At 64.1% G+C, this 20,607-nt stretch carries 20 protein-coding genes and 1 other RNA gene; 7 read left to right on the forward strand and 14 right to left on the reverse strand.

Features of this window, described 5'->3' with window-relative positions; genetic code table 11:
- Window positions 1-24 precede the first annotated feature (24 nt).
- From GRI97_RS05190 to GRI97_RS05210, 5 genes are read right to left on the reverse strand one after another with little or no spacing between them, the layout of a single operon-like run.
- Complete coding sequence (locus GRI97_RS05190; RefSeq protein ID WP_161390029.1) at window positions 25-945, reverse strand: ketopantoate reductase family protein; 921 nt, start codon at window positions 943-945, stop codon at window positions 25-27.
- The gene (locus GRI97_RS05195; RefSeq protein WP_328598498.1) at window positions 942-1,499 is read right to left on the reverse strand and encodes an NUDIX hydrolase; all 558 of its coding nucleotides are present in this window, start codon (window positions 1,497-1,499) and stop codon (window positions 942-944) included. The genes GRI97_RS05190 and GRI97_RS05195 overlap by 4 nt, the downstream gene beginning before the upstream one ends.
- Window positions 1,500-1,507: 8 nt before the next feature.
- Window positions 1,508-2,185, reverse strand: a complete 678-nt coding sequence (locus GRI97_RS05200) for a TPM domain-containing protein (protein ID WP_161390030.1) — start codon at window positions 2,183-2,185, stop codon at window positions 1,508-1,510.
- Window positions 2,186-2,998, reverse strand: a complete 813-nt coding sequence (locus GRI97_RS18780) for a TPM domain-containing protein (RefSeq protein ID WP_161390031.1) — start codon at window positions 2,996-2,998, stop codon at window positions 2,186-2,188.
- Between the two features lie 17 nt (window positions 2,999-3,015).
- On the reverse strand, window positions 3,016-3,612 hold the full coding sequence (locus tag GRI97_RS05210; protein WP_161390032.1) for a LemA family protein: 597 nt from the start codon (window positions 3,610-3,612) through the stop codon (window positions 3,016-3,018).
- Window positions 3,613-3,788: 176 nt separating this feature from the next.
- Here GRI97_RS05210 and mscL point away from each other — a divergent pair, with 176 nt between their 5' ends.
- A complete protein-coding gene (mscL, locus tag GRI97_RS05215; RefSeq protein WP_161390033.1) occupies window positions 3,789-4,217 on the forward strand; it encodes a large conductance mechanosensitive channel protein MscL in 429 nt (142 codons plus the stop codon).
- 22 nt (window positions 4,218-4,239) lie between these two features.
- Window positions 4,240-4,583, forward strand: a transfer-messenger RNA (tmRNA) gene (ssrA, locus tag GRI97_RS05220).
- A 334-nt stretch (window positions 4,584-4,917) separates the two neighbouring features.
- Here ssrA and GRI97_RS05225 read toward each other — a convergent pair.
- The 5 genes from GRI97_RS05225 to GRI97_RS05245 form a co-directional block, all read right to left on the reverse strand.
- Complete coding sequence (locus tag GRI97_RS05225; protein WP_161390034.1) at window positions 4,918-5,172, reverse strand: hypothetical protein; 255 nt, start codon at window positions 5,170-5,172, stop codon at window positions 4,918-4,920.
- Window positions 5,173-5,315: 143 nt separating this feature from the next.
- Window positions 5,316-5,570, reverse strand: coding sequence for a hypothetical protein (locus tag GRI97_RS05230; protein WP_161390035.1), 255 nt, complete (start codon window positions 5,568-5,570; stop codon window positions 5,316-5,318).
- An 86-nt stretch (window positions 5,571-5,656) separates the two neighbouring features.
- On the reverse strand, window positions 5,657-6,907 hold the full coding sequence (locus tag GRI97_RS05235) for an N-succinylarginine dihydrolase (protein WP_161390036.1): 1,251 nt from the start codon (window positions 6,905-6,907) through the stop codon (window positions 5,657-5,659).
- Window positions 6,904-7,914 carry an arginine N-succinyltransferase gene (locus GRI97_RS05240; RefSeq protein ID WP_161390037.1) on the reverse strand — a complete coding sequence of 337 codons (1,011 nt, stop codon included), beginning with the start codon at window positions 7,912-7,914 and terminating at the stop codon, window positions 6,904-6,906. Before GRI97_RS05240 ends, GRI97_RS05235 begins: the two co-directional genes overlap by 4 nt.
- Window positions 7,911-9,122, reverse strand: coding sequence for a hydrolase (locus GRI97_RS05245; RefSeq protein ID WP_161390038.1), 1,212 nt, complete (start codon window positions 9,120-9,122; stop codon window positions 7,911-7,913). Before GRI97_RS05245 ends, GRI97_RS05240 begins: the two co-directional genes overlap by 4 nt.
- 78 nt (window positions 9,123-9,200) lie before the next feature.
- On the opposite strand from GRI97_RS05245, the gene GRI97_RS05250 reads away from it, so the two are divergent.
- Window positions 9,201-11,309 (forward strand): malate synthase G, encoded by a 2,109-nt coding sequence (locus GRI97_RS05250; RefSeq protein WP_161390039.1) that lies wholly within the window; start codon window positions 9,201-9,203, stop codon window positions 11,307-11,309.
- A 171-nt stretch (window positions 11,310-11,480) separates the two neighbouring features.
- On the opposite strand, the gene rsmA is transcribed toward GRI97_RS05250, so the two are convergent.
- The 4 genes from rsmA to GRI97_RS05270 form a co-directional block, all read right to left on the reverse strand.
- Window positions 11,481-12,320 carry a 16S rRNA (adenine(1518)-N(6)/adenine(1519)-N(6))-dimethyltransferase RsmA gene (gene rsmA / locus GRI97_RS05255; RefSeq protein ID WP_161390040.1) on the reverse strand — a complete coding sequence of 280 codons (840 nt, stop codon included), beginning with the start codon at window positions 12,318-12,320 and terminating at the stop codon, window positions 11,481-11,483.
- The gene (gene pdxA, locus GRI97_RS05260) at window positions 12,317-13,339 is read right to left on the reverse strand and encodes a 4-hydroxythreonine-4-phosphate dehydrogenase PdxA (RefSeq protein ID WP_161390041.1); all 1,023 of its coding nucleotides are present in this window, start codon (window positions 13,337-13,339) and stop codon (window positions 12,317-12,319) included. Before pdxA ends, rsmA begins: the two co-directional genes overlap by 4 nt.
- 4 nt (window positions 13,340-13,343) lie before the next feature.
- Window positions 13,344-14,684 (reverse strand): peptidylprolyl isomerase, encoded by a 1,341-nt coding sequence (locus GRI97_RS05265; RefSeq protein WP_377018877.1) that lies wholly within the window; start codon window positions 14,682-14,684, stop codon window positions 13,344-13,346.
- A 133-nt stretch (window positions 14,685-14,817) separates the two neighbouring features.
- Window positions 14,818-17,172, reverse strand: coding sequence for an LPS-assembly protein LptD (locus tag GRI97_RS05270; protein WP_161390042.1), 2,355 nt, complete (start codon window positions 17,170-17,172; stop codon window positions 14,818-14,820).
- 98 nt (window positions 17,173-17,270) lie between these two features.
- Here GRI97_RS05270 and GRI97_RS05275 point away from each other — a divergent pair, with 98 nt between their 5' ends.
- The 4 genes from GRI97_RS05275 to ndk all read left to right on the forward strand — a co-directional run bounded on the left by GRI97_RS05275 (window position 17,271) and on the right by ndk (window position 20,283).
- Window positions 17,271-18,731, forward strand: a complete 1,461-nt coding sequence (locus tag GRI97_RS05275; RefSeq protein ID WP_161390043.1) for a leucyl aminopeptidase — start codon at window positions 17,271-17,273, stop codon at window positions 18,729-18,731.
- A gap of 1 nt (window position 18,732) precedes the next feature.
- Window positions 18,733-19,170 carry a DNA polymerase III subunit chi gene (locus GRI97_RS05280; RefSeq protein ID WP_161390823.1) on the forward strand — a complete coding sequence of 146 codons (438 nt, stop codon included), beginning with the start codon at window positions 18,733-18,735 and terminating at the stop codon, window positions 19,168-19,170.
- A gap of 38 nt (window positions 19,171-19,208) precedes the next feature.
- Window positions 19,209-19,712, forward strand: a complete 504-nt coding sequence (locus GRI97_RS05285) for a hypothetical protein (RefSeq protein ID WP_161390044.1) — start codon at window positions 19,209-19,211, stop codon at window positions 19,710-19,712.
- A gap of 148 nt (window positions 19,713-19,860) precedes the next feature.
- Entirely contained in the window at window positions 19,861-20,283 is a 423-nt protein-coding gene (gene ndk / locus GRI97_RS05290) for a nucleoside-diphosphate kinase (RefSeq protein ID WP_161390045.1), read from the forward strand.
- Window positions 20,284-20,607 lie beyond the last annotated feature (324 nt).

Below are 20,607 nucleotides of genomic sequence, written 5' to 3' on the forward strand. Positions count from 1 at the left end.
AAGGGAAGGGCGCTTGCGGCGCAATTAGGTAGAAATCTTCGCATCCTGCAGCCGCAGCATGCGGTAAAGCGTTTCCGTGACGGGTACGGACAGGCCCGCCGCATGCGCCGCGTCCAGGATCGCGCCATTGATCGCATCGATTTCGGTGCGCCGGCCGGCCTTCACATCCTGCAGCATCGATGCTTCGTGATTGGCGTGGTCGGTCATCGACACATGGGTCAGATCATGGATCGGCTGGGCCTCGATCATCACCCCGCTCGCGCGGGCGACGCCCACGCCTTCATCCACAACCGTGCGGATCATGTCGCGGCTTTCGTCATGCAGGAACAGGAAACCCGGCGTGCGCAGCGTCAGCGCGCAGAGCGGGTTCATCGCCGCGTTGAAGATCGCCTTGGACCAGATCACCTGATGAATGGCCGGATCGGCCGTGGTCGGGATGCCGCCGGCCGTCAGCAGATCGGCCACGCGCACGGCGAAATCGGCCTCGCCCTCGAACGCCGGGAACAGCCTGGAACCGCCTTCGCCATGGCTGCGCACCTTGCCCAGCCCGATCAGGTCGGACGGCATGGTGCTCGCCCCCACCATCACCCGCTCGGGCGCGGCGTGTTCGGCCAGCCGGCGATCATTGCCCAATCCGTTCTGCAGGCTCAGCAATTGCGTATCCGGCCCGATGGCTGCGGCGATGCCACCCAGCGCGCGGTCGGTCTGGAACGTCTTGGTGAACACCACCACCAGATCGACCGGCGCATCCAGCTGATCGGGCCGCAGCGCCGGGATCGGCAGCATTTCGGTGCCGGCGCGGGTTTCCAGTTCCAGCCCGCCAGCATTGATCGCATCGATATGCGCCTGGTCGACATCGATCAGCAGCACCTCGGCACCGGCCCGATGGAACGCCGCGCCATAGAGGCAGCCCATGGCGCCAGCGCCGAGAATGGCGATTTTCATTTGCTCTCTCCCACGATGCCGGCGCCGAGCAGCAGCAACAGCTTGACGTCGATCGCCACGCCGCGAGCCCGGAAATCGCCGATCACTTCGGCAATGTCGGCCAGCGCCACCTCATGCACGGTGATGTTCTCGCCCTCCACCCCGCCGCCGGGGCCCACCCGGGTCAGCCCGCTGGCCTTCAGCAAGGTGAAGCTTTCGGTGACCATTCCGGGGGAGGAGAAGAATTCGCCCAGGTCTTCCCAATGCTCTGCGCGGAAGCCAGTTTCTTCCTCCAGCTCGCGCGCGGCGGCGCTGTCCGCGCCTTCGCCCTCTGCGCCCACTTCATCGCCGATCAGCCCGGCGGGCAGTTCCAGGCAATTGCGCCCCAGCGGCACGCGAAACTGTTCGACCAGGATAACGCGCCCCTGATCCACCGGCAGGATCACGGCGGCGCGAATGCCCCGCGCGCGGCTGACATATTCCCAACGCCCACGGCGTTTGGCGGTGATGAACTTGCCCGACCATTCGATCTGTTCGGGCTGTTGGGCGTCAGGGGGCAGGGTGTTTTCAGTCACCCCGCAAGCTATAGTTCGATCAGCCGATCAGGCAACTCGTTCACATCGCCCTCTTCACGCGGCAGATATTCGGCCAGGATCACGCCGATCTGTTCCACCGCCGCAATCATGCCCGCGGCCGGCCCGCGCTCTTTCAGCCCGGCCAGCAGCGCCACCATCGCATCGCCCCAGGCCTCTGGCGGCACCAGCCGGGTGATCTCCTTGTCGGCGACGATCTCGGCGCGGTGTTCGTGCATCGAAAGATAGATCATGATGCCCGTGCGGCTGCGCGTGCGCCGTTCGGCGCCGACCTTGAACAGATCGATCGCCCGGGCATGCACCCGCCGCGTGCGGATCGTGCCCGGCACCAGGAAGATCCGCACCGCCGGGATCAGCGCCAGCAATACCACGCCGATGAATGTCGTGATCCCGATCGCCGCCGCAATCGCGAAGATCAGCGTCGGCGAATGGTCGGCATTCCAATGGCCGAAGATCCGGTCATAGATGCCCAGGAAGAAATCGGGAAAGAACGCCAGCGCGGTCATGGCGGTAAAGGCGATCACCGCCGCCCAGGCCAGCGCCACATCGGTATAGCCGTCGGACTGATCGGCAATCACGGTCACGATCTCGCCCGCCGTGCCCGCCTCTGCCGCTGCGACGGCATCGCTCACCTGCTGGTGATCGGCGGGGGTCATATAGATGCCCATTTACCAGCTTCCCCCTGAACCGCCGCCGTTGAAGCCGCCACCGCCGCCGCCAAAGCCCCCGAAACCGCCGCCGCCGCTGCTTCCGCCGCCGCCGCCCCAGCCGTCTCCATCGCTGTTGCTCAGCGCGTTGAGGGCGCCCCACAGGATGACATCGCCCACCACACCGCCGGCACCATGGCGCCGCCCGCGCGCCCCGCCACGCCCGAACAGGAAGACCAGGAACACGATCAGCACGATCCAGAAGATGACGCCGCCAATGCTGACGTCATCGGAGCGCCCGTTTTTCGCCGCTGCGGCCTCCGCCTCGGCAAGGGCTTGCGCCTCTGCCGGGTCCATGTTCAGCCGTTCGAGAACGGCATCGACGCCGGCGATCACGCCGCCGGCCATATCGTCATTCTTGAAGGCCGGGATAATCACGTTCCGAACGATCCGTGCGGTCGAAATATCGGTCAGCGTGGTCTGAACCCCGCGTGCTGTACTGATGAAAACTTTGCGATCATTGGGTGCGACCATCATCAGCACGCCCTGCCGCGATTCTTCCCCGCCGATGCCCCAGGCTCTGGCCAGATTTCGGGTGTAGAACTGCGGATCTTCGCCGTTCAGGCTGTTGACCGTTGCAACGACGACGGAGCGGCCGGTCTGCTGATTGTAGGCGCGCAGCTTCGCATCGAGCGCGGCTTCCTCTGCCGGGGGCAGGATATCTGCCTGATCCAGCACCGGCCCGTCCGGGCGCGGGGGAAAGTTCTGCGCTGCCGCCGGCAGGCTCGCCAGCGCGGCCAGCAGCGCAAGTATCAGGGCAAGAAAGCGCGTCACCGGCGTGGGCTGGCCGGTCAGTTGCCGAAATCAACCGTGGGCGCGACATTGGAGCCGGGCTGGGCCTTGAAGCTTTCCATTGGCTTGGCGCCATGGATGATTTTCGCGCCGATGATGTCGGGGAAGGTCCGGATCGTCGTATTATACTCCTGCACAGCGGCGTTATAATCACTGCGCGCAGAATCGATGCGGTTTTCCGTGGCTTCCAGAGAGCTGGTCAGGTCGTCATACCCGTCCGAGCTTTTTATATTCGGGTAATTCTCAACCACGGTGCGCAACTGGCCCATGGCCTGGGTCAACTGGTTCTGCGCATCCTGGAATTTCTGGAATTCTTCCGGATTAGACAGATCATCGGTGGTGATGTTGATCGATGTGGCGCGCGCACGGGCGTTGACCACCTTTTCGAGAATCTGCGATTCCGCCTGGGTCGCGGCCTTCACGGTCGCCACTAGGTTCGGAATGAGATCTGCCCGCCGCTGATAGGCGCTTTCCACATCGCCCCATTTTGCCTTGGCGTTTTCTTCGGCTGTGGGCACGGAATTGATCCCGCAGGCGCTGAGCGAGACGGCGGCTGCAATGATCACGGCGCCGCGAAGCGGTGAAAAGGCGGACATGAAACTCCCCTCGAAAATCGACTGTGTTAGGTAGATAGCACGGCCGATCGCGCTTTCAAGCAATGCCGGCAAGCAACGGTGGAGCCCGTCTGCCCCGGGGCTTGTGACGCAATGGCACCAATGGCAAAGACACGCGAAGGAGAATTGCAAATCACGGCAAGTGGAGGAACGGGGTCATGCTGCAGGATTTCAAGGCCTTTATCGCAAGGGGCAATGTACTGGATCTCGCCGTCGCGGTGATCATTGGCGGCGCTTTCGGCACAATTGTAACATCTTTGACGACAGATGTTATCATGCCGGTCGTCGGGGTGATTTTTGGCGGGATGGATTTTTCCAGCTACTTCCTGCTGCTCAAGGTTCCCGAAGGATATACCGGATCGGTCACCGATTATGCCGCCCTGAAGGAAGCCGGCGCGGCGATGTTCGGCTATGGCGCCTTCATCACGGCAGTGATCAATTTCCTGATCCTGGCCTTCATCATTTTCCTGCTCGTGCGTTCGGTGAACAAGCTGATGCCGAAGCCCGAAGTGGTCGAAGCGCCCAAGGGCCCGACCGAGGTGGAACTGCTGGCGGAAATCCGCGACGAATTGAAAAAGCGTCCCTGATCCACGGTCTTGTGGGCCGCCGCCTCTTCACATTTGCAAGCGGCGGCCTATATGGAGATTGCCGGTTTCGGCCGGCTATGGCGATAAATTGCGGTGTGCAATAGGCACAGCGGACCCGGGGGCAGTACCCGGCGGCTCCACCAAAATCCCCGGGCAACCGGGGGCTCTGACGGGGCCGAACCAGGATCGACGTGTGTTGAAAAGCACTGTTTTCGCCCGGGCTGAGTAACCCGTACTAAGGCTCAAAACTCACAAGTGCCAACGATAACGAAGCACTCGCAATCGCTGCGTAATGTGACGGCCTAACGGCCTGAATTTACAAAGCTAAAGCGCGGTTGGACCCACCGGGCAACAGAAGGGATTCCAGGGGCCCGGGGCGTGCCTTGCAACAGAAACGCCCCACCTCCTTATTTGCAGACAGGGACAAGGTTTCCCCAGGATGCGACGGTCCTCGCCCCGTTAGGGCTGACAGGCGCGTGCCTTACAACAGAAACGCCCCACTCATACAGCGGTGGACGGGAACGAGATTTCCTTCAGTGCAAAGGTCCTCACCCTGCGAAGACTGGCAGGCGCGTGCTTTGCAACAGAAACGCCCCGCCTTCCATAAATAGACGAGAACGAAGTTTCCAAGATGCGTGGACAAATTAGCTGCCAATACAAAATGGCAGATAAGGGTGGAAAGCGGTCGTTGGCGCTTGGATCATTCGTAGTATGATTCGAATGTCCGAACTTCGCCCGATGCACCATTCACAATCAGAATTTGAGGGCCATCAACCAGTCCCCCTTCTGGCGAAGAACGGTCTACGATAACCGTCCAATTGTCGGGGTCGCTCCCCGCGCGATGTGCTTCGACAATCTCAAAGCGCCAGCCCCTCAGATCCTGTGCAGCAATATATTCGTCCGCCAGCAGCTTAGCCTGCTCAAGCGAAACTTTTGGCTTCCGGCGCTTTATCATCCGATCATTTTAAACACCTACGCCAATGCCCGCAATTGGGCGATAGCCGCCGGTCCGAATCTGTCCACGCGGCCTTGTCAAAATGGTCCTCGCCGCGTTGGGCGTATACCTTGAGTTAGAGGCGCTGACTTTTTCTTTTCAGATCAGCCCTGATCCGATCCCGCCTGCTCCGCCGCTTCCCGTTCCGCCTGCTCATACTTCAGGCAGTCCAGGATCTTCGCCCCGGCCATGAACACCGCGCCGGTGCAGGCTAGGAACAGCAGCTTGCCGCCGAAACCGGGGTAATCCTGCAGATAATGCGTGCCGCGTGCCGTTGCGCCCAGGGCCAGGGCATAGATGATCAGCAAGGCCTCGAACCGGGTCTTGATCACGAACAGCCTGAATATCTTGCGCAGCATGCTGGACCCTTCACCCTTTCCGCAGTGTCAGTGCTTGCTGAACAATGGTTGGCCGCCCCGGAGTTGTAAAGCGGGCCAGCGGGGGATCAATCCAACTGTCCCAAACCGAGAATGTCCAGCAATTCAGCCCGCGCCGCCAATACGTTGCTGGCCAGCGACGAATTGCCCAGATCGGTCGGATCGATCTGTTCGGGCCAGTGCTGGCTGATCACGCGCTCGATCGCTTCGGCCCTGGATTGGCTCAAAAAGAATTGCGGATTGATGGCGGATGGATCGGCCACCACGCGCAGCCGCAGGCAGGCGGGGCCGCCGCCATTGGCCATGGATTGCCGCACATCGACGGGCAGGACGGCGCGGATCGGGCCATTGCCGGCCACCAGCGCGTTCAGCCACCCGCGCACCGGGGCGCTGTCCCACGCTTCATCCGGAATGATCAGCGCCATGGTGCCATCGGGCTGTGTCACCAGTTGCCCGTTGAACAGATAGCTGCGGATCGCCTCGGCCAGGCTCACCACATTGTCGGGCACCACGATGATCTCCGCTTCGGGCAGGCGCTTGCGGATCGCGGCATAGGTCGCCTCGGGCTCGGCAAAGGCCTTTTCATGGGTGAACAACACCCTTTCATTGGCCACGGCCACCACATCATTGTGGAACGCGCCCGCCGCAATGGCTTCCGCCGATTGTTCGATGAACAGGGTGCGGGCTGGGTCCAGCCCGTGGCGCCGGGCGATCAGCCGCCCGGCCTGCTCATGCTGCCGCGCCGGGAAACGCCCGCCGGGCCGGCCATAGACGAATATTTCCAGTCCCGGCTGATTGTGGCTGCGCGCCATCCGCATGTGATTGGCCGCGCCCTCATCGCCGAAACAGGGTGGCACCGGGCCATGCACGGCAAAATGCGCGCCCGAAAACGCCAGCCGCAACTGCCCCAGCGTGTCGGGCCATTCATGCGCACGATGCGGCATGGTGACGAGATTGGCCACGGTCAGATGGCAACGGCCATCGGCGGTGTCGGGCGCGGGGGAAACCGTCGCCGCATTGGCGGTCCACATGGCGGAGGCTGACCAAGCCCCGGCGATCAGCGCCGGATCGGTGTCCCCATCGGCAGACAGGGCATCCAGCCACACCGGATTGGGGCGGGGCGGGGGAACGAAGAACCCCTGCGCCAGCCCCAGCGCCAGATTGGCCCGCATCTTGGCCAGCCCCTGCAGCGCGGCCGCGCGGGGGTATGATGGCTGCCCGGCATTGTTCGTCGCGGCCAGATTGCCCAGGCTCAGCCCGGCATAATTGTGGCTCGGGCCGACAATGCCGTCGAAATTGATCTCGATCAGCCGCTTCATCGCGCCACCCACCAGATGTCGTCACCCGGCTCTGCACACAACAGTGCGGCGGTTTCCTCGGTCACCTGCACACCGTTCTCGCCGGGGGTGACTTCCCCGAAACAGCAGCGGAACCGGCTGAGCCGGCCGGTCGCGGCCAGCACCGGCTCACCGCTGGTGCACAGGCCCATCAGCGGCGCATGGCGGGCTTGGCGGATGCTCACCACCTGATCGGTCTGGGCCGTCATCGTCGGCCCGCCGTCGAAAATGTCGATATAGCCCTGCGCGGCATAGCCTTCGTTCTCCAGCATCCGCATCGCGGCACGGCCACTGGGGTGGGGCAGGCCGATCACGCGGCGGGCGCTGTCATCCAGCATGGCGATATAGACGGGGTGCTTGGGCATCAGATCGGCGATGAACTGATTGCCATGAATGGCGTTGAAATAATCGGCCTCCTGAAATGTCATGCCGAAGAATTTGCCGCCGATCGCATCCCAGAACGGTGATCCGCCACGCTCGTCGATAATCCCGCGCAGCTCCGCCAGAATACGGTCGCCGAACCGCGCGCGATGCATGGCGATGAACAGATAACGGCTGCGCGCCAGCAGCAGCCCCAGCCCGCCCGCCCGTTCGGAAGGGTGGAGGAACAACCCGCCGACCTCGCTCGATCCTTCCAGATCGGTCGTCAGGCTCAGCAGTTCGGCACGCACGCTGCGCTGCAATTCCTGGCTGTGCTGGGTCAGCGTGGTCAGACGATAGGAATAGAACGGCCAGCTCTGCCCCACCTGGGTGAACATCTGTGCGGTGCCCCGCACATCGCCGGTTGCGGCATTTTCCAGCACGATCACGAACAATTCGTCGGCAAGGCTGTCCTCGTCCCGCGCCAGCGCCGTGGCGGATCGTTCCAGCTTGGACTTCAGCGCCGGGCGATCGGGCGGCAGATTGGTAAAACCGCCACCGGTCAGCTTGGCCATTTCATACAGCGGCTGCAAATCCTTGCGCGCGGCAGACCGGATGACGAAGCTCATAGAATATCCCCCGTGGCCAACCGATGGAGCAACAGCGCAGACAGGGCAGCCCGTTCAGCCAGAGATGAAGGGATCAGATATTCCTCCGCCGAATGGATCCTGCCGCCACGCACGCCCAGCGTGTCCACCACAGGAACGCCGCAGGCGGCAATATTGTTTCCGTCGCACACCCCGCCACTCGGCTGCCAGGCGATGGCCTGCCCCAGATCGGCCCCGGTGCGCTGCACCAGATCGAACAGGGCCTGCGCGCGCGCATCCACCGGCTTGGGCGGGCGGGTGATCCCCCCATGCACCTGCGTGGTCACCTCATGCCCGCGCTCGACATCCTCCAGCATCGCGGCAAAGGCGGCGCGGAACTCCGCCGCCGCCTCCAGCGTGCGCGGGCGGATGTTGAACCGCAGCACGGCCAGATCGGGCACGACATTGTTGCCCGATCCGCCATCGATCCGCGCCGGATTGATGCTCAGGTTCTCGTTCCGCCATCCGGCCAGCATCATCGTCAGCGCGGCGGCCGCGACAATGGCATTGCGCCCATCCTGCGGATTGCGCCCGGCATGGGCAGACCGGCCGGTGATCGCCACGCTGAAATTGCCGCTGCCGCCCCGCGCATGGGCCAGCGTGCCATCGGGCAGCGCGGCGGGCTCATAGGTCAGCGCGGCATATTTGTGCTGCGCCAGTTCCGCGATCAGCGCGGATGATGACAGCGATCCGGTTTCTTCATCCGAATTGATCAGCACGTCGTAACCCACCGATGCTGCCGCCGGGCTGTGCTCGAATGCCTGCAGCGCCGCCAGCATCACGGCGATGCCGCCCTTCATATCGGCCGCGCCGGGCGCGTTGTAGTGATCGGAATCGATCCAGCGCCCCTGCTGAAACGGATGATCGGCGGGATAGACGGTGTCCATATGCCCGGTCAGCAGCAGGCGGCGCGGGGCATCCGGGCGCACGCGGACCAGCAGATGCTGGCCATGCACGCGCGGGATTTCCCGCCCGGCGGCATTCATCACCGTCACCGGCGCCGGATCGCGCAGGGCGATTGTGCCCGGCAGTACGGCAAACGCATCGGCAAGGTCTGCGGCCTGCGCGGCCAGACCGGGCAGATTGTCGGTCCCGCTGTTGATCGCCACCCAGCGTTCGGTCTGCGCCAGCATCACCGATTGCGCGATCGTGTCGATCAATCTGTTTTCATTGGCCGCGAGATGCTTCATTCCCCAATGGTGTAGCGGCTCATGGGCCGCTTTCAAGGATAGCGCATCCGGTGAAGAGGCCGGTCGAGGAGAGGTGATTTGAACAATCGGGTCGAACGTGCGGGTTTGCAGATTGATGCGGCGCTGACGGATTTCATCGAAACGCAGGTACTGGCGCCCCGCGAACGCGACATTGCGGCGTTCTGGGATGGCTTCGCGAAGCTTTGCGGCACCTTCGCGCCACGCAACCGTGAACTGCTGGCGCGGCGCGATGCGCTGCAGGTGCAGATCGATGGCTGGCATCGTGAACGGCGCGGCCAGCCCCATGATTCGGCCGCCTATCGTGCATTCCTCGAATCCATTGGCTATCTGGTCCCCGAACCGGCCGCGTTCAGCATCGCCACCACCAATGTGGATGCGGAAATCGCCCGGCTGGCCGGGCCGCAACTGGTGGTGCCGGTGCTCAACGCCCGCTTCCTGCTCAATGCCGCCAATGCCCGCTGGGGCAGCCTCTATGATGCCTGGTACGGCACCGATGCGCTCGGCTCGCTGCCGGCGGGCGGCGGCTATGATGCCGCGCGCGGGGCGCAGGTCATCGCGGCCGGTCGGGCCTTCCTGGATCAGGCGCTGCCATTGGCGGAAGGCAGCTGGACGGATCTCGCCGATCTCGGGGCTGATGTGCCGTTGCAGGATGGCGCACAATATGCCGGCCGTACGGCGCAGGGTTATCTGTTCCGCAACAATGGCCTGCACATCAAACTGGTGGTCGATCCCGCCCATCCGATCGGCCAGACCGACCGGGCCGGCATCGCCGATATCCGGCTCGAAGCCGCACTGACCGCTATCGTCGATCTGGAAGATTCCACCGCCGCGGTCGATGCGCAGGACAAGCTGGCCGCCTATGCCAATTGGCTCGGCGTCATTCGCGGCGATCTGGAGGCGCGGTTTGACAAGGGCGGGCGCGAACTGGTCCGCCAGCTCGATCCCGATGTCACCTATACCGCGCATGACGGGGTGGAAATCACGCTGCCCGGCCGCAGCCTGCTGTTCGTCCGCAATGTCGGCCATCTGATGACCAATCCGGCCATCCTGCTGGCCGATGGCCATGAAATTCCCGAAGGCATCATGGACGCGGTCGTTACCTCGGCCATCGGCGCGCTGGACGTGGAAGGGCGCACCCGTTTCGGCAACAGCCGCACCGGCAGCATCTATATCGTCAAGCCCAAGATGCACGGGCCGGATGAATGCCGCTTCACCAATGATCTGTTCGACGCGGTGGAAGATCTGGTCGGCCTGCCGCGCCATACGGTCAAGGTCGGGGTGATGGATGAAGAACGCCGCACCAGCGTCAATCTGGCCGCCTGCATCCATGCGGTGAAAAACCGCATCGTCTTTATCAACACCGGCTTCCTCGATCGCACGGGCGATGAAATCCACACGTCGATGCAGGCCGGGCCGATGGTTCGCAAGGGGGCGATGAAATCCTCCGCCTGGCTCGATGCCTATGAAAAGCGCAATGTCGCCATCGGCCTTGCCTGCGGCCTGTCGGGCCGGGCGCAGATCGGCAAGGGGATGTGGGCCGCGCCCGACCGGATGCAGGCCATGCTCGCAGAAAAGGGCGCCCATCTGGCCGCCGGCGCCAACACCGCCTGGGTGCCGTCCCCCACCGCCGCCGTGCTGCACGCGCTGCATTACCATGGCAGCGATGTCTTCGCCTTGCAGCCCACCTTGGGCGAAGCGCCGGGGCTGGACGCGCTGCTGACCATTCCGCTGGCCGACGGCGTGAACTGGAGCGAGGCCGAGGTGGCCGAAGAGTTGGACAACAATTGCCAGGGCCTGCTCGGCTATGTCGTGCGCTGGATCGATCAGGGCATCGGCTGTTCCAAGGTGCCCGATATCAACGATGTCGGCCTGATGGAAGATCGCGCCACGCTACGCATTTCCAGCCAGCATCTGGCCAACTGGCTGCTGCATGGCGTCTGCACCCATGAACAGGTGATGGACGCGCTGCATCGCATGGCAGCCAAGGTCGATGCCCAGAATGCCGGCGATCCGCTCTACCGCCCGATGGCCGGCAATTGGGACAGCCACCCCGCCTTCCTCGCCGCCTGCGATCTGGTGTTCAAGGGCGTGGAACAGCCCAGCGGCTACACCGAACCCCTGCTGCATGCTTGGCGGTTGAAGGTAAAGGCAGGCGTTGCCGGCTGACGGCTAGCCGCGAGTTGCCCCTGGATTCCCGCCTGCGCGGGAATGACGATGTTATGCAATTGTTCAAATTCGTCATTCCCGCGAAGGCGGGAATCCAGTCGCGACCTGACAGACAGGCACGACTTCGTATCTCACGGCAAAATGCTGGCGTCGGGAACCCCGGCGCTGGCCTCAGCTTCGGCTCAGGCCCCGGGCAATATCCGTAAACTCCGCCACGCTCAGCGTTTCCGCCCGCCGCGTCGGATCGATCCCCAACTGGACCAGCACCTCCAGCGCACCCGGCACGCCTTTCAGGCTCTGCCGCAGCATCTTGCGCCGCTGGCCGAATGCCGCCTCGGTCACGCGGGACAGCATCTTGGCCGAAACACCCTCGGGCGTGGTCGTCGGTTCCAGCTGGATGATCGCGCTCATCACCTTGGGCGGCGGGGTGAAGGCGCTGCGGTGGACCTTCATCGCCAGCTTCGGCTGCGCGCGCCACTGCGCCAGAACAGCCAGCCGGCCATAGGCGCTGGTGTCGGGCTCGGCGACCACGCGCTGGGCCACTTCCTGCTGGAACATCAGCGTCAGACTGGTCCACAGCGGCGGCCAGGCTTCGCCACCCAGCCAGCCGACGAACAGCGCGGTGCCGACATTATAGGGCAGATTGCTGGCGATGGCATAGGGTTCGTCCATCAGCTCATCATGATTGATCGCCATGGCATCGCCCTCGATCACGCGCAGCCTGCCGGGGAAGGCTTCGCCCAATTCTGCCAGTGCGGGCAGGCAGCGGCGGTCCATTTCGATCGCGGTCACGCGGGCGCCGGCGCGCAGCAGGGCGCGGGTCAGCCCGCCCGGGCCGGGGCCAATCTCCAGCACCGCGCGATCCTCCAACGATCCGGGAATGGCGGCAATCCGGTCGAGCAATTGTTCGTCGAGCAGGAAATTCTGCCCCAGTGACTTGGACGCGCTGAGCCCGAATTTGGCGATCACGTCGCGCAAGGGGGGCAGCGGAGAAAGCGGGGCCGTCGTCATGCGGCGGCCTTTGCACGCCAGACGGCGGTTTCGCCAGCCATGCGGATGGCGGCAAGGGTTGCACCGGCATGGGCCAGCCGCTGCCCGGCGATGGCGAAGGCCGTGCCGTGATCAGGCGATGTGCGGATGATCGGCAGGCCCAGAGTCATATTGACCCCGGAATCGAAATCCAGCGCCTTGATCGGGACCAGCGCCTGATCATGATACATGGCAATCGCCACATCATAGCCATCGCGCGCATGCGGCGCGAACAGCGAATCCGCCGGATGCGGCCCGGTCGCGCCGATTCCTTCGGACTGCAGCCGCGCGATGGCCGGGGCGATGGTCTCGATCTCTTCACGCCCCATACGTCCGCTTTCCCCGGCATGCGGGTTCAGCCCGCAGATCGCGATGCGCGGCGTCGCCAGCCCAAAATCGCGTTGCATGGCGGCATGGACGATCCGCGCCCGGCGGCAGATCAAATCGATGGTGATCCGCCCCGGCACTTCGGCCAGCGCGCAATGCACGGTTAGCGGCACGGTGCGCAATTGCGGCCCGGCCAGCATCATCACCGCGTCTTCGGCCGCAATGCCGCAGGCATCGGCCACGAATTCGGTCTGGCCGGGAAAAATGAAGCCCACCTTGGCCAGCTCGGATTTGGCAATCGGCCCGGTCACCAGTGCGCTGCACTGTCCCTCAACCGTCAGCCGGGTGGCAATCTGCAGCGATGCCATCGCCAGCCGGGCGCCCGCCTCGGTCGGGGTGCCAGGCGCATAGTCGGCCTCTTCATCTCCATGCAGAACAGGCAGGGCATCACCAAATGCGCTGGCGGCATCGCCCGGATTGTCGATTGCGACCACCTGCACGGCCAGCCCGCGCGCCTCTGCCGCCTGGCGCAGTAGCCGCGCACTGCCCACCGCCAGAAACGGCGGCAGCGCCTCGGTATTGCGGCGGGCCCAGGCCTCGACAATCAGTTCGGGGCCGATGCCCGCCGGATCGCCGAGCGACAGCGCCAGCGGGGCCGATTGTGCAGCGCTCACGCGATCAATTGTATTCGATGACCGCGTCACGACGCAGATCGCGCAGATAGCGCTGCGCACGCTTGTTCACGCGGTCTTCTTCCAGATTGTTCATCAGCTGGTCGCGGCTGGGGCCCGAAACGGATTCGGGATCATCGCGGCCGCACAGCATCAGCACGCGCACGCCATCCTGTAGCGATCCGAAGGGCGGCGTGGACTGGCCGATGTTGAGTTCCAGCAGCGCGGATTGCAGCGCTTCGGGCAGCGCCCGCACCTGCACCTGGTCGTTTGTCACCACTTCGGCGCCCAGCTTGGTGGCCACGGCATCGGCTTCGCCGCAACCACGGATGGTCTGGATCCCTTGCGCGAAGGCATCGGCCTTCGTGCGGGCCTGCGCTTCGGTCGTGCCGGCGGGGAATTCCAGCGAAATCTGTTTCAGGCTCAGCAGCGCGTCACGCGGATCGGCCATGCCGATCTGACGCTTGTCGATCAGATAGAGGATCGAAAAACCGCCGGGGATTTCGATCGGCCCGGCCAGCTGGCCGGGCTGCAGATCGGCGGTCACGGCTTCCAGCTGCGGGTTCTGCAACTGCGCCAGCTGGATCCAGCCCAGATCTCCGCCAACCACGCCGGTGGTCGCCTGCGAATATTGCCTTGCATAGGCCACGAAGCTGCCGCCCTGCTGCAATTGCTGCACGATCTGGCGCATGTTCTGTTCCACCTGCGCGCGATTGGCAGGGGTGGCCGCCATGTAGATTTCGCCGATCCGGTATTCGGTCGTTCCGCGCGATGCCTGCAGCCGTTCATACAGCTCGTTCACTTCGCCCGCCGACACGCTGACGAAGGGCTGGATGTTCCGGCGCAGCAGCCGATCCCACGACAATTCGCCCTCGATCTGGCGCTTGAGCGAACCGGCCGATGATCCGATCTGGCGCAGATAGGCATCCTGCGCCTCGGGCGAACGGTTGAAACGCTCGCCGGCCAGTCGCTGATAGGTCTGATCCACCTCTTCGGCCGAAACGGCCATTTCCAGCGCCTTGGCTTCCTGGATCTGCAGCGTTTCGTCGATCAGATTGCGCAGCACCTGCAGCTTCAGCCGCTTGAGCTCTTCCGCATCCGGCTTGGCGTCATTGTTGGCATTCAGCAGCAGGGCCACGCGCTGTTCGACATCGGTGCCGGTGATGATCTGGCCGTTGACGATCGCCGTCGCCTTGCGCGCGTTCGGGTTGGCCGGCCCCAGGATGGTGATATCGTCCGGGATGTTGAACAGGTCTTCACCCGTCTGCTGACCGACCGCCGCAGAGCCGATACCCACGGCGAACGCAGCGGCACTCAGAAAACCAAACGTCTTTGCCAATCGCTTCACAAATATCGTCCTGTAAGGGGCAGGTCCGACCGCCCATCAACGCCGGGCCATGGCCCCGGCCAGCTTAACCAATGCTGATGCGTTTCGCCGATAGCCTGTTTGCACCGCACTGCCAACGCGGCGATGCACCGTCTCAGCGGAAGCCCAGATTGCGCAGGTTGAAATAGACCCGGAAACTGTTGCCGCTCCGCGAATCTGCCAGTTCGATATAATCGCGCCGCCAGACCACGCCGAATTCCAGGCAATCGTCGGCATAGGCAAAGCCTAGCCGCGTGCGCAGCGGATCGAACCCGTCGGCGATCAGATTGGGATCTTCCTGCCGGTCGGTAAGATTGACCACCGCCGATCCGAACACGGACCAGTTGCCGGCAAAGGCCACCCGCCCGGCCACCCGCAGCTCCTCACGATCCTGCAGATCCTCGAAATTCAGGTCCACATCACGGTTGAGCCGCAGATAGCCGAGCTCGAAATAGGTCGCATCGCTGCCGATCGACGCATCCAGCTCGTTGCGGCGGACGGCCAGATTGTCCTTGTCCAGCCGATAGCGGTGGGTGAACTTCACGAAATCGCGGAACCGCACTTCGGTGCGGCCGACGAAATCGGAAAGCCTGCGGCTCAGCCCCGTGCCATCGGGGAACAGCGGCGCCTGATCGGTCAGGCGATAGGATTGGCCGAACACGGTCTTGATTCGCAGGCCCGGCAGATCGGCCTGCCAGTCGAAGCCATAGGTCACCCGCGAACCATCCTCGACCCGGTCGTATCCGGGGAAGCGGTTGAGCGCGAACAGATTGCTGTCTTCCAGATCGATCGCGCGCGAATCCTCATTCGGGATCGCCAGGTTGCGGATCGTCGGGCTGACCACCACCTGCACGCGCGGCGTCAGGATCTGCGTGCCGCCCAGGAAGCTGCCGACGAAGGGCCATTTTACATCAACCGCGGCCAGCGCCACGCCGCGCCCCTGCCAGCCTTCTTCCCCGCGATAAAGATCGGTCACCGACGCGCTGTTGCCGTCGGAATGATAGACATCGCCGCGCACCAGCCCGGTCAGCGATATTTCCTGGCCCAGCGGGGTATAGCGGCGCATGTTCCACTGCGCGCTGGTGAAGGCGCGCTGGGTGTCCTGCCCTTCCCAGCGGGTGATCGCCATGGTGTTGGCCTGCAGCTCGATCGTGCCGCCCAGCAGCGGATCGGCCACGCGGCGGCGGTAATCGATCACGGGCAGGGCGATGGGTACCAGCCCCTGATCATCCTGCACCAGCAGCAGTTGCGTCGCCCAGCCGGCAATCGACAGATAGCTGTCGTCATCGATCCGTTCGACATTGATGGTCGAACGAATCCGATCGTCGCGGCTGATGTCGTACCGGCGCAGGAACGTGCGGTCGGACGCATAGCGCAGCGATCCCGAAACGCTCCAGTTCCTGTCGATCTGCCACCGGCCGTTGGCCGCGAAATAGCCACGGATATCCCGGCTGCTCGGATTGTTCGGATCGTCCGAATTCAGCTGCAGCCGCGATCCTTGCGTCAGATAGCCGGTGATCTGGTAGGCGCCCTTGTCCCCCAGATTGCGGAACGTCCCCGAAATCATCGGCACGGCGTCGGTATAGATATAGCTGTCGACCACCAGATCGCGGTTGGGCGCCAGCCGCCAGTAATAACTTCCGCGAACCTCGACCCCGTTGGATTGGGTCAGCCCCACGTCGGGCATCAGGAAACCGGAATCGGCCCCGCCGTCGGCGCGGATCGAAAGGCCCGGCAGCGGGATGATCCGCCGCCCGAACAGTTCGAAATAGCCGCCCTCGAAACGGATCCGCTTTTCCGTGTCGTCATATTTCACTCGCCGGGCGGTGATCCGCCAGCTGGGCGTCCTGTCGCAATTCTGTTCCGCCGCAACGGCGCAGCCGGAATAGACGGCGCGCTCCAGCACGACATCGCCATTCTCTTCCCGCCGTCCTTCGACAGCGGCCAGCCGGCCCCCTTCGCGGAAGGCGAGCAGCAGATTGCTCATCGCCCCGGCCTTCAGCTCGTCGGTCAGCTCCAGCCGGTCAGTATAGAGCTGGTTGCCGTCATCATCGACGAAGCGGATCGATCCGGTGGCCACGATCTGCCCGGTCGTGCGGTCCCAGGTGACATTGTCGGCCCGCACCGACTGATCGCCTGACCGCATCAGCACATCACCCGATGCGGTGACGGTCTGAACGTTGTCGTCATAGGTCAGCGCATTGGCTTCGAATTCGACCTGCCGATTCTCTCCGGCCGCCGGCGCAACCTGCACGGGCACCGGTGTGGGGGCGGGCGCAGGTGTGGGCGCGGTGTCCCCGGGCGGGGGCAGGGCGTCGCTGCGCGCAGGCTGGGCGTCGGAATGGGCAACCTGCGCCCACAGGGGGGCAGGCGAAACGAGCGACAGCACAAGACATGCCGCTGCGCCCGGTTGAAGGGGCTGCAAGCGGCGCGAAAAGGCTTGCAACATGAACTGCGGGCCGGGGCGCATGGGTTGCCTATCGCACCGGTGCGCCTTAACTGCAACGCCAGCAATTTCGATGCGTCGCATAACCCGCCGTGCATCCGAAACAATCCATCGGAGAGATCATGCAGTTCAGCTTCCACTCTGGCCCCGTCCCCTCCTCGCAGCTTGTCGCCCATGTCGTCGGGCAGGACGCGTTACCGGCGGGATTGGAACAGGCGGTTGTGGCAGGTGCGCGTGCGGCCCGGTTCTCGGGCAAGGCGGGCCAGCTGTTCGAAGCTTTCGTGGAACGCGACGGCCGCGTCATCCGGCTCGCGCTTGCGGGCTCGGGGAAGGGGGAGGGCGCCAATCCGCTGGCCGGATTCGAAAGCGCCGGCGCCGCGCTCGCCGCGAAATATCTGACCAGCGGCGAAACCGCGCTCACGCTCGATCTGTCGGGCACCGGCTGGAATGCGGACCAGGCTTCGGCCGTGCTGCTGGGCCTGCGGTTGCGGTCCTGGCGGCATGACGCCTATCGCACCCGGCTGAAGGACGAACAGAAGATCTCCCTCAAGACGGTGGATGTCGTCGGCGCCCCCGAAGGGACGGAAGCGGCCTGGCAGGCGGGCAGCGCGCTCGCCGCCGGGGTGGAATTCACCCGTGAACTCGTCGCCGAACCGGCCAACATCATCTATCCCGCCAGCTTCGTCGAACGCTGCCAGGAACGCTTCGCCGGCACCGGCGTGGAACTCTCCTATCTCGATGACGCTGAAATGCAGGCGCTCGGCATGGGCGCGCTGCTGGGCGTGGGCCTGGGTTCGGAACGCGAATCGCGCCTGCTGGTCATCAAATGGCTCGGCGGCCCGGAAGGCGGCAAGCCGACCGTCTTTGTCGGCAAGGGTGTCACCTTCGACACCGGCGGGATCTCGATCAAGCCGGCCGCCGGCATGGAAGACATGAAGTGGGACATGGGCGGCGCGGGTGCCGTTGCCGGCGCCATGCTCGCACTGGCCGGTCGCAAGGCGAAGGCCAATGTCATCGGTGTCTGCGGGCTGGTGGAAAACATGCCCGACGGCAAGGCGCAGCGCCCCGGCGATGTCGTCACCACCATGTCCGGCCAGACGGTGGAGGTGATCAACACCGACGCCGAAGGGCGGCTGGTGCTGTGCGACGCGCTGACCTGGGCGCAGCGCGAATTCGCCCCCGAGGCGATCGTCGATCTGGCAACGCTCACCGGCGCGATCCTGATCTCGCTGGGTCAGGAATATGCCGGTATCTTCAGCAATAATGATGATCTGGCCAACCGCCTGACCGAAGCGGGCCAGGCCTCGGGTGACCGGCTGTGGCGTTTCCCGCTGCTGCCCGCCTATGACAAGCTGATCGATTCCCCGATCGCGGACATGAAGAATGTCGGCCCGCGTTACGGCGGCTCGATCACGGCGGCGCAGTTCCTGCAGCGCTTCATCGAAAACGGCACGCCCTGGGCGCATCTCGACATCGCCGGCATGGTCTGGGCCGACAAGCCCGGCGCCACCTGGGACAAGGGCGCAACCGGTTACGGCGTGCGCCTGATCGACCGCTACGTGCGCGACACGCTGGGCGGCTGATCTGCGGCTCGGCTTCTATCTTTCCGGCAGCCACCCGATCGAACGGGTGCTGCCGCTGATTGCGCGCGCGGCGCGGCGGCAGGATCAGCGCATGCTGGTCGTGGCGGATGATGATGCCCTGCTGGCCCGGATCGATCGGACCTTGTGGGAGATGTTTCCCGAAGATTTCCTCGCCCATGGTCGCGCCGGCCAGCCGCATGAGGAACGCCAGCCGATCCTGCTGTCGGCCGATTGCCGCGCCGCCAATGGCGCGGAGCTGCTGGCGCTGGCCGATGGCCGCTGGCGGGAAGAGGCAGAGGGCTTCGCCCGCGTGCTGGTGTTCTTCGACGATGTGGGCAAGGCGGAAGCGCGCCGCATCTGGCGCCAGTTCGACGGGCGCGAGGATGTCGAGCGGGAATTTTTCGAGCTGACGGACGGGAAGTGGCTCAAGCGGGCGTAAGCCAGGGACCGTAGCCCATCCAAGGAAGGAACCGGATCATGTTGCGCATCACCACCCTGTCGCTGGCCATGTCATGCCTGCTGTTGGCGGGGTGCGGGTCCGAAAACACGCAGACCATTCGCACCGAAGACGGCGACGTGACCCAGACGGTCAGCCAGAATGGCGGAACCACCACCATCAAGACCACCGGTCCGGATGGGGAGGTGATGGAACTGCAGACGAACACCGGATCAGCGGTGAAGCTGCCGAACGGCTATACGCTTTATCCCGGTGCCAGCGTGATCAGCAATTCCACCATGGATCACGGCGTGGAAGAAGGCACGATGGTGGTGATGCAAAGCCGCGATACGCCGGAAAAGATCAGCGCCTTCTATCGCAAGCAGGCTGAAGCCATCGGCATTCGCATCGTCAGTGAAGCCCGGGCGAACGAAACCGTGATGCTGGCGGGGGAGGGGAATGACGGGGCGATATTCTCCGTCAACGCCACCCCCGATGCGCAGGGCGGCACGGTGGCCTATCTGATGGTCGGCAAGCAGGGCTGATCGCGCACCTCGGCCCCGGTTCCCGACTTGGGTTGCGGCTCGGGTCCAGCCTTGGCCTGCGGCTCGGGCCATAGCGCTTGCTCACCGGGCGTCGCAGCGCTAGTGGCGCGCGCAATCAAACCGATAATCTAGCCCAAAGGAAATTCCCATGGCGGTTACCCGCACCTTCTCGATCATCAAGCCCGATGCGACCCGCCGCAACCTGACCGGCGCCGTCACCAAGATGCTGGAAGAAGCCGGCCTGCGCGTCGTCGCTTCGAAGCGTCTGCAGCTGTCGCAGGAGCAGGCCGAAGGCTTCTACGCGGTCCACAAGGAACGCCCCTTCTTCGGTGAACTCGTCTCCTTCATGACCAGCGGCCCGGTCGTGGTGCAGGTGCTCGAAGGCGAAGACGCCGTGAAGCGCAACCGCGACATCATGGGCGCCACCAATCCGAAGGATGCCGCTGAAGGCACCATCCGCAAGGAACTGGCCGAAAGCATCGAAGCCAACACTGTGCATGGTTCGGACAGCGAAGAAAACGCAGCGATCGAAATCGACTTCTTCTTCAAGGCTGACGAAATCGTCGGCTGAACCCAGCCAGATTGATCAGGCAGAGGCCGCCGGAGCGATCCGGCGGCCTTTTTTGTTGGCCCCGACGCGCTGTTGCGCCACGCCGATGGCAGCGGACCAGCCCGCGCGCCCGGTTTGCAGGGCAGGCAGTGGGTCGGTGAAGAGATTTTCCAACCATTTGATATAAGTCAATTTTATACCCGTTATAACGGTTGCATAACGTTACTCCGGGCCTGAATTACAGTAATTAACCTGCACAGACCGCATCATGCAGCTCTAGCTCAGGTCCAGCCCGCTACGCAGAGTCCACGGGCAAAAGCCCACCAGGGTATGGCCATGGGCAAA

The organism is Croceibacterium xixiisoli (assembly GCF_009827305.1).
GTDB classification, from domain to species: Bacteria; Pseudomonadota; Alphaproteobacteria; order Sphingomonadales; family Sphingomonadaceae; genus Croceibacterium_C; species Croceibacterium_C xixiisoli.

Excerpts from the sequence above, each read along its gene's own strand:
- GRI97_RS05230 (WP_161390035.1), bottom strand. The coding sequence starts at position 5,570 with ATGCTGCGCAAGATATTCAGGCTGTTCGTGATCAAGACCCGGTTCGAG.
- GRI97_RS05285 (WP_161390044.1), top strand. The coding sequence starts at position 19,209 with ATGTTGCGCATCACCACCCTGTCGCTGGCCATGTCATGCCTGCTGTTG.
- rsmA (WP_161390040.1), bottom strand. The coding sequence starts at position 12,320 with ATGACGACGGCCCCGCTTTCTCCGCTGCCCCCCTTGCGCGACGTGATC.
- GRI97_RS05270 (WP_161390042.1), bottom strand. The coding sequence starts at position 17,172 with ATGCGCCCCGGCCCGCAGTTCATGTTGCAAGCCTTTTCGCGCCGCTTG.
- GRI97_RS05190 (WP_161390029.1), bottom strand. The coding sequence starts at position 945 with ATGAAAATCGCCATTCTCGGCGCTGGCGCCATGGGCTGCCTCTATGGC.
- GRI97_RS05240 (WP_161390037.1), bottom strand. The coding sequence starts at position 7,914 with ATGAGCTTCGTCATCCGGTCTGCCGCGCGCAAGGATTTGCAGCCGCTG.
- GRI97_RS05225 (WP_161390034.1), bottom strand. The coding sequence starts at position 5,172 with ATGATAAAGCGCCGGAAGCCAAAAGTTTCGCTTGAGCAGGCTAAGCTG.
- ndk (WP_161390045.1), top strand. The coding sequence starts at position 19,861 with ATGGCGGTTACCCGCACCTTCTCGATCATCAAGCCCGATGCGACCCGC.
- GRI97_RS05275 (WP_161390043.1), top strand. The coding sequence starts at position 17,271 with ATGCAGTTCAGCTTCCACTCTGGCCCCGTCCCCTCCTCGCAGCTTGTC.
- mscL (WP_161390033.1), top strand. The coding sequence starts at position 3,789 with ATGCTGCAGGATTTCAAGGCCTTTATCGCAAGGGGCAATGTACTGGAT.
- GRI97_RS05245 (WP_161390038.1), bottom strand. The coding sequence starts at position 9,122 with ATGAAGCATCTCGCGGCCAATGAAAACAGATTGATCGACACGATCGCG.
- GRI97_RS05210 (WP_161390032.1), bottom strand. The coding sequence starts at position 3,612 with ATGTCCGCCTTTTCACCGCTTCGCGGCGCCGTGATCATTGCAGCCGCC.
- GRI97_RS05235 (WP_161390036.1), bottom strand. The coding sequence starts at position 6,907 with ATGAAGCGGCTGATCGAGATCAATTTCGACGGCATTGTCGGCCCGAGC.
- GRI97_RS05200 (WP_161390030.1), bottom strand. The coding sequence starts at position 2,185 with ATGGGCATCTATATGACCCCCGCCGATCACCAGCAGGTGAGCGATGCC.